Annotated in this window: 9 protein-coding genes and 1 rRNA gene; all 10 read right to left on the bottom strand. The window is 38.2% G+C overall.

All coding sequences use genetic code 11. The features are described from left to right. Positions 1–72: 72 nt before the first annotated feature. The 10 genes from rsmI to rrf all read right to left on the bottom strand — a co-directional run bounded on the left by rsmI (position 73) and on the right by rrf (position 7,179). A complete protein-coding gene (gene rsmI, locus V7124_RS22765) occupies positions 73–951 on the bottom strand; it encodes a 16S rRNA (cytidine(1402)-2'-O)-methyltransferase (RefSeq protein ID WP_335493793.1) in 879 nt (292 codons plus the stop codon). Positions 952–969: 18 nt separating this feature from the next. Continuing rightward, positions 970–1,707 (bottom strand): tRNA1(Val) (adenine(37)-N6)-methyltransferase, encoded by a 738-nt coding sequence (locus V7124_RS22760; RefSeq protein WP_335493791.1) that lies wholly within the window; start codon positions 1,705–1,707, stop codon positions 970–972. A 65-nt stretch (positions 1,708–1,772) separates the two neighbouring features. Then, complete coding sequence (gene yabA, locus V7124_RS22755) at positions 1,773–2,144, bottom strand: DNA replication initiation control protein YabA (RefSeq protein ID WP_335415504.1); 372 nt, start codon at positions 2,142–2,144, stop codon at positions 1,773–1,775. Between the two features lie 12 nt (positions 2,145–2,156). Next, positions 2,157–2,984: a PSP1 domain-containing protein gene (locus V7124_RS22750; protein ID WP_335415501.1), complete on the bottom strand. Its 828-nt coding sequence runs from the start codon at positions 2,982–2,984 to the stop codon at positions 2,157–2,159. Continuing rightward, on the bottom strand, positions 2,977–3,984 hold the full coding sequence (gene holB / locus V7124_RS22745) for a DNA polymerase III subunit delta' (RefSeq protein WP_335493729.1): 1,008 nt from the start codon (positions 3,982–3,984) through the stop codon (positions 2,977–2,979). The genes V7124_RS22750 and holB overlap by 8 nt, the downstream gene beginning before the upstream one ends. Positions 3,985–4,011: 27 nt before the next feature. Beyond that, on the bottom strand, positions 4,012–4,341 hold the full coding sequence (locus V7124_RS22740) for a cyclic-di-AMP receptor (RefSeq protein WP_335415495.1): 330 nt from the start codon (positions 4,339–4,341) through the stop codon (positions 4,012–4,014). Between the two features lie 139 nt (positions 4,342–4,480). Next, entirely contained in the window at positions 4,481–5,098 is a 618-nt protein-coding gene (tmk, locus tag V7124_RS22735; RefSeq protein WP_335493727.1) for a dTMP kinase, read from the bottom strand. Positions 5,099–5,119: 21 nt separating this feature from the next. Further along, positions 5,120–6,559 carry an aminotransferase class I/II-fold pyridoxal phosphate-dependent enzyme gene (locus V7124_RS22730; protein WP_335493725.1) on the bottom strand — a complete coding sequence of 480 codons (1,440 nt, stop codon included), beginning with the start codon at positions 6,557–6,559 and terminating at the stop codon, positions 5,120–5,122. A 90-nt stretch (positions 6,560–6,649) separates the two neighbouring features. Then, the gene (locus tag V7124_RS22725; RefSeq protein WP_335415616.1) at positions 6,650–6,865 is read right to left on the bottom strand and encodes a sigma factor G inhibitor Gin; all 216 of its coding nucleotides are present in this window, start codon (positions 6,863–6,865) and stop codon (positions 6,650–6,652) included. 198 nt (positions 6,866–7,063) lie between these two features. Then, positions 7,064–7,179: ribosomal RNA gene (gene rrf, locus V7124_RS22720) — 5S ribosomal RNA — on the bottom strand. Positions 7,180–7,257: the final 78 nt, after the last annotated feature.

Raw genomic sequence — 7,257 nt, 5'->3', positions numbered from 1 at the left:
TCGAGCCCCTTTCGCTCCAATCAACAGGTTCCAAAATCGACGGTCTCCTTTTTAATAGCCAATTTTTTAATACTAATCAATATGGTAAGCTTGATACACTTCCCGTTTGCTGATTCCTCTGTCGATTGCGGTTTGCTTGATGGCCTCTTTTGAAGGGATATCTTTAACACTTATGTAGTGATGAACATGCTCCTCCACCGACAAAGCTTCCCACCAGCTTATTTCTTCCTCTTTTAATTTACTTTCATCTGCACCTTCAATAATTAAACAAAATTCTCCTCGGATTTCATCTTGGTTCGCCCATGTGATGATTTCCTCTAAACTGCCTCTGATGAATTCCTCAAACTTTTTGGTTAATTCCCGACAAATAGCAACATTACGATTTCCCAATATTTCATTCATACTGGATAGCGTTTCTTTTAGGCGATGTGGCGACTCGTAGAACACAAGTGTTCCTGTTTGTTTCTTTAATTTTTCTAACTCCGACTTTTTTTCTTTTTTATTTCGGTTCAAGAAACCATAAAAGTAAAAAGGCTGACAAGCAAGTCCAGAAGCAATTAACGCTGGCAGAGCAGCATTTGCACCTGGTAATGGAACTACAGTTACTTTCTCACCTATAGCGGCCTCTACCAACTCATACCCTGGGTCGGAAATGGCCGGCATGCCTGCGTCACTCACTAACGCTATTTTCATACCATCCTTAATCTTATATATCAGTTTCTCACCGCTCGATTCTTTATTATGCTCATGATAACTGACAACAGGTGTTTGAATTTCAAAATAATTGCATAGCTTCTTTGTATTTCTTGTATCTTCTGCTGCAATTAAATCTACTTCTTTTAAAATTCTTACTGCACGAAAACTCATGTCCTCGAGATTGCCAATTGGGGTCGGCACAAGATAGAGGATTCCCTTTTGTGCTTCATTCTCAAAACTCTTTTGCTGCCACATCATAACCACCTCCATTTTTCATCCATATAAAATCTTTTTAATCTCCGCTGTGTATTCACCCTCTTCATTATAGACAAACAAAGGCGGGAGTATTTTTAAATCAGGACTGCCATCTTTTATTGCCTCAATTAGTAATGTATTTGCTTCTTTTCCTTCCTTTGGGTACACGAACTGGATGCGCTTAGGTTCAAGGCGATTTTGACGCATAGCGGTTATGATGTCCATCAGCCTCCCCGGACGATGAACAAACGCCACCTTCCCGCCCTGCTTCACTAATTGACTCGAAGCCTTCACCGCATCCTCTAGTGTACAAAGTATTTCGTGGCGGGCAATCGCTAGGTGTTCATTGGGGTTGATTTCATCCTTTGAAGGAGTCAGAAAGTACGGTGGATTACAGGTAACAACATCAAATTTCCCATACCCTAATTGCTTAGGAACCTCTTTAATATCACCATGAATCATCCGTAAACGGTCCTGAAGATGATTATATTCAATACTTCTTACTGCCATATCATAAAGCCGCTCTTGAATTTCAACACCACTTATATTTCCCTTTGTTCGAGCACTTAAAAATAAAGGAATAACCCCATTGCCGCTGCAAAGGTCAATAATATTCCCTTTCTGAATGGGTACATACACAAATCTAGCCAGTAAGACAGCATCGAGCGAAAAAGCAAAAACAGACGGACTTTGGATAATCCTTAAATTTTCAGCAAGCAAGTAATCCAGCCGTTCGTCATCCTTTAATATGACCACCATATCTATACACCTCTTATAATATGTAAAAAAACGAGGCTGACCTAAGTCAACCTCTTTGCGATTTATTTCTTATTAAGAAAGGAGAGACAGAATAGACAATCGCCTTCCTTACGCAAACTTCCAAAGTGAAGGTTACAAATATGAAATCCCTCTTGATATAAACGTGCGAGGTTATCATAACCTTCACCGATATCAAGAGTTTGATCTCCGATATGCATGCGGGAAGTTGTCCCCTTTTTAACCTTTTCATCCTTCTTTTCTTTGTCCGTGTTTACATCTAAGCGGCGTCTTAGATGTTCATTTTCAAGCTTTAAATAATGATTCTCTTCTAGTATTTCGGCTAAATGCTGCTTTAATTCCCCGAGCTGTTGGTAAAGATGGCCAATTTGTGTTTCCATATTACTTACTGATTCAAATATCTCTTTTTTATCCACGTCGCACACCTCTTAATCTGTGGATTGTATAGAAAAGGCACCTTCTTTAATGATTTCATCCAATGTATACTCCAGAACTTGATTTTGTTCCTTTAGTTCTACCTGAAGTACCCGCTGTAATAAATTTAATCCTACCACTTTTCCTCGACCTTGAGGAGTTTGAATCATTTCCCCTAGATCAGGCAGTTGTTCTTTTGCAGCCTCATATTCATCATTCTCATACTTCAAACAGCACATAAGTCTTCCGCATAAACCGGATATCTTAGTAGGATTCAAAGATAGATTTTGATCCTTTGCCATCTTGATGGACACAGGGTCAAAGTCACCTAAAAATGTTGAGCAGCAAAGCATTCTTCCACACGGGCCTATGCCTCCAAGCATTTTCGCCTCGTCCCTGACACCAATTTGGCGTAATTCAATTCTTGTCCGAAAAATGGATGCTAAATCTTTTACTAACTCACGAAAATCAACTCTTCCGTCAGCAGTAAAATAGAAAATCACCTTATTTCGGTCAAAGGTATATTCAACATCCACTAGTTTCATATCTAGTTGATGCCCATTAACTTTTTCATTACAAACATCATATGCTTCCTGGGCAGCTTGTTTATTTTCCTCAACAATCATTTTATCCTTATGATCTGCAATTCTCACTACCTTTTTTAACGGTAGAACAACATCGTGCTCCTCAACCTGCTTGCGTGCAACGACAGCTTTGCCATATTCAACTCCGCGAACCGTTTCGACAATCACAAAGTCATCTTTTTGAATTGAGAGGTCTCCAGGATCAAAATAATAGATTTTTCCCGCCTTTTTAAAGCGCACTCCTACAACATCATACAAATGAAGATCCCTCCTGCAAATTTAACACAAGCTCTTCCATCATTAGCTGCGGGTTCATATTCGCCGCTAGTTTCCTTTTTGCCTCGAGAATAGCCGTCATTTGATCCGATAATCGCCGTCCGGATGTTTCAAGAGCATATTGTCTTAACCGTTCACTTTCAGCCTTAAAGACAATTTGCTCCTGTTTATCTAATTGTATATATAATAAATCCTTAAAAATAAGAAGTAAAAGATCTAAACCACGATTAATCTGTTCTTTCTCTCTAAAGTGTGTGAACCATTCCCCTTGAAGAGTTACCATTGCTTCCAAAGGATTTTTTTTCAACACCTCATATAATTTTACCACTATCTTTTGAGCTTGTGCAAACCAATCGTCGACATTTAATTCATAAGCCTCGTCAAGGCTATTTGTTAACTGGGCTAATAGTGGTGCTTTCATTGGATTAACGCCATTTTCAGTCAACTGATTGATCATTGCTTGTGGAGATAATGGCTTAAATGATAATATTTGGCAGCGTGAAAGAATAGTTGGTAATAGCTGCTGCGGCTGCTCAGTTAGTAAAAAAGCTGTGGTTTGTGAGTTTGGTTCTTCAAGAAACTTTAGCAAACTATTGGCAGCACTCACACTCATTTTGTCAGCGTCACTAATCATATAAACCTTTCTTGAAGATTCTACACCTTTTTTTGAAAACTCCTCTTGGAGACTTTGAATTTGTTGTTTTTTTATTGATAAACCATCAGGCTCTACTTTATGAATATCTGGGTGATTACCGCTATTAATTCGGCGGCAATTATTGCAAGACTCACATGGTTTATAGCCTTCTTGCAATGACACACAAAATAGAGCCTTCGTGATTAATAAAGCAATATCCTTTTTCCCAGTCCCTCTGATTCCCTCAAGTAAATAGGCATGGGCTACACGGTTTTTCAATAAACTGTTCTTCAACATTTTTAGTACGGTAGGCTGCAGCTCTTCTAGTTGGTCCCATGTTTTTACCAAGTTAATCACTCACTTACATTTATAGATTTAAAAATGCATATATTGTTCAATTGGGAGGACGAAAACGGTTGCACCGCCAACCTCAACTTCTACAGGGTACGGTACAAACGAGTCTGCATTTCCACCCATAGGGGAAACAGGCGCCACTAATTGATCCCGCGATTTGCAGTTATCCTTAATGATTTGTAATGCACGATCAACACGAACATCCTCTGTGCCAATCATAAAGGTGGTATTACCTGATTTTAAAAAACCGCCTGTAGTTGCCAGCTTCGTCGCTCTAAAATTATGATCAACCAGTGCTTTTGATAACCTGTTGCTATCCTGATCCTGAACTACAGCAATGATAAGTTTCATCTCTACCAACCCCTCCCTAACAATCTCTTTTATCTTTCCTATATTATAACAGGTATTTGTCCTTATCACATTGATATTCGACAGGAAGGACTTTTGAAATTTGTCTTAAAAGAAAAAAGCCCTACTCAGAAGGCTCATACTAAATTATTTTTTCTTTTAGAAGCACCATGGTTTTTGCAAAAACGTCTTCTACTTCTCTAGATGCATCAATTTTAACGATTCTTTCTGGAAACTTCTTCAATACTAATTGGTACCCTTCTCTAACCCGATTATGGAATTCAAGATGTTCTAAATCTAAGCGGTTCACTTCCCGCCCTTTATTTTTGTTAATCCTTTGTAAACCAAGCTCCGGTTCAATATCAAAATAGATAGTAAGGTTAGGCATCATATTCTCAATAGCAAATTGATTAATCGATAACACTTCATCAATTCCTAAACCGCGTGCAAAACCTTGATAAGCTAGCGAGCTATCGACAAAACGGTCACACAAAACTACCTTTCCTTCCTCTAAGGCTGGTCTAACCTTCTCCACTAAATGCTGTCTTCTCGCAGCAGCATAGAGTAATGCTTCTGTCCGAGCGTCCATCGCAATATTTTCCTTATCTAAAATAACCTTTCTGATTTGTTCCGCAATATCTATACCACCTGGTTCTCTTGTTAGCAGCACATCTTTTAATTCGTTTGCTACCATCCTAATAATGGTTGATTTTCCTGCACCATCAGGACCTTCAAATGTAATAAAAAATCCGTTCTTCATCAATTGTAATCCTCCAAAATCTTAACGTATCTTATATATCTTAATTTGGTTTTTGTCTAGGAAGGAACCCCCTTGAAATCTTGCTCCTGCACTCAATAGTTCGGAGAGATGACTGATTTTTTCCTCCGTAATTAACTCACCCGTTAGCAAAAGGGGTATCCCTGGCGGATAAGGTATGATCGTCTCTGCACATACCTTCCCTGCAGCTTTTGAAATTTCTACAGCTACTTTAGCATAATCCGATAATTGTTCAAAAGGAATAGCTAGCTCCGTTATTTTTCCAGAGCTCATTCGGAACCCTTCCATTATCTCATATTGTGGCAGGTTGATTAATACATCTTTTATTTTCCTGCTTACTTCATTTAGCGGGTAGTCTTGTCCTTCTTTCAATAAAGGGAGAATCAAGAGGATATTATAAGGATCAGCTAGTTCTGTATAAATGCCAATTTCCTCAAGTTTTTTTTGTAGTTCAAATCCTGTTAACTTGGACCTTGATTGAATCGTTACTTTTAATGTGTCCCCTTGTGTATCGGGGTACTCTAGTATTTTAATACTTTTAATCGTTTTTAGCTCGTTCTTAAAGTGATTAATTTGTGTGATAAGGTACTCGACATCGTTTTGTTCATAGGTTGCTAAATACTTTCTAGCAAGATCAAGTGAAGCCATGATAATGTATGAAGGGCTGCTTGATTGAAGCATTTGCAGATAATCTCGAACCTTGTCACTGTCAATTCTATTGCTATTTATATGTAGATAAGAACCCATTGTCATCGCTGGAAGGGTTTTATGCGCTGAATGAACAACGATATCTGCACCTAGCTGGATAGCAGAAGCCGGAAATGGCTTTCCTATTATAAAATGAGCGCCATGTGCTTCATCTACTAAAACAGGTATATTGTGATGATGTGCCAGATCGATAATACCTTTTAAGTCATACACCTGTCCATAGTAGTTCGGATATGTTAAACATAGAGCTTTTGCCTCCGGATAGAGCAAAATAGCCCTCTCAACGATTTCTTTTGAAACTCCTGTTACAGTCTTCCACTCTTGATTATAATCTGGGTCGATAAACACAGGACGTGCTTTCGCTAATTTTAAAGCATTTAGGACTGACTTATGACAGTTTCTTTGCACTAGAATAACGTCCTCTTTTTCACATACGGATAGGATCATGGCTAAATTCCCCACCGTAGATCCATTCACTAAGAAAAAACTTTTCTTAACCTGATAAGCCGCTGCTAAGAGTTCCTCAGCCTCTTTTATTGCACCCTCAGGAGAGTGCAAATCATCTAACCCAGAAAGTTCTGTTGCATCTAATCTAAGAATCTCCTGAAAAAAACCCTTTGCTTCATGCTGAAAGATTGTTCCGGCCTTATGACCTGGAACATGAAATGAAATAGGATCGATCTTTGTGTGTTTATGTAGTGCCTCATACAATGGTATTCGTTTTTGTTTATTCATTGATTTGTCCCTTCAAAGAGTCTAATTTATTTTAACAAAAAACAATAGAACCTACACTCTATGAAAAAAAAATAAGCCCAAATGGACTTTTTAGGAGAAAATTTCAGGGGTTGTTATTTTTCTAAGTTGTTTTAGGAAGTATTTATATTTTGGATCATGTGTTTCTGTTTTTATTAAATCGTCCTCACATTCTGTACAAATAAATGAAGTATAAAGATGTATCCCTTTTGGTTTTAAGTTCTCACAAATAACGCACGTTTCCTGGTAATGACTATGTGCTAAAGAATTCAACCACACCACCTCCATACACCTATTCTTGCCAGTATTTTCTAATTATATACAAGATTTAGAATTATCATTATCAAGGTATCCCTCGTTGTATCTTATGTTGGTAAATGCGATTGGGTGTATGTCTATTGACGATTTATTGTGAAACACTTCGTACTTTTTTCTTTTTTTATATTAAAAAAGCACAACCCTCATCAGGTTGTGCTGCTTGGTTTTGCCTGGCAACGTCCTACTCTCACAGGGACAAAGTCCCAACTACCATCGGCGCAAAGAAGCTTAACTTCCGTGTTCGGTATGGGAACGGGTGTGACCTTCTTGCCATAGTTACCAGACTATTTTATTGAGGTTTCATTCCCTCAAAACTAGATAATGCAGAAGAAGTTTGTAAAACAGAGTTCGCCTTTTAAAAA

The organism is Neobacillus niacini, from assembly GCF_036961885.1.
Lineage (GTDB): Bacteria > Bacillota > Bacilli > Bacillales > Cytobacillaceae > Neobacillus > Neobacillus niacini_H.
The sequence above is the reverse complement of the archived record's forward strand: the minus strand, read 5'-3'. Positions and strand labels throughout refer to the sequence as shown.

Coding starts and splice junctions, on each gene's coding strand:
- rsmI (WP_335493793.1), bottom strand. CDS start 951: ATGTGGCAGCAAAAGAGTTTTGAGAATGAAGCACAAAAGGGAATCCTC.
- V7124_RS22725 (WP_335415616.1), bottom strand. CDS start 6,865: ATGGAGGTGGTGTGGTTGAATTCTTTAGCACATAGTCATTACCAGGAA.
- tmk (WP_335493727.1), bottom strand. CDS start 5,098: ATGAAGAACGGATTTTTTATTACATTTGAAGGTCCTGATGGTGCAGGA.
- V7124_RS22730 (WP_335493725.1), bottom strand. CDS start 6,559: ATGAATAAACAAAAACGAATACCATTGTATGAGGCACTACATAAACAC.
- V7124_RS22740 (WP_335415495.1), bottom strand. CDS start 4,341: ATGAAACTTATCATTGCTGTAGTTCAGGATCAGGATAGCAACAGGTTA.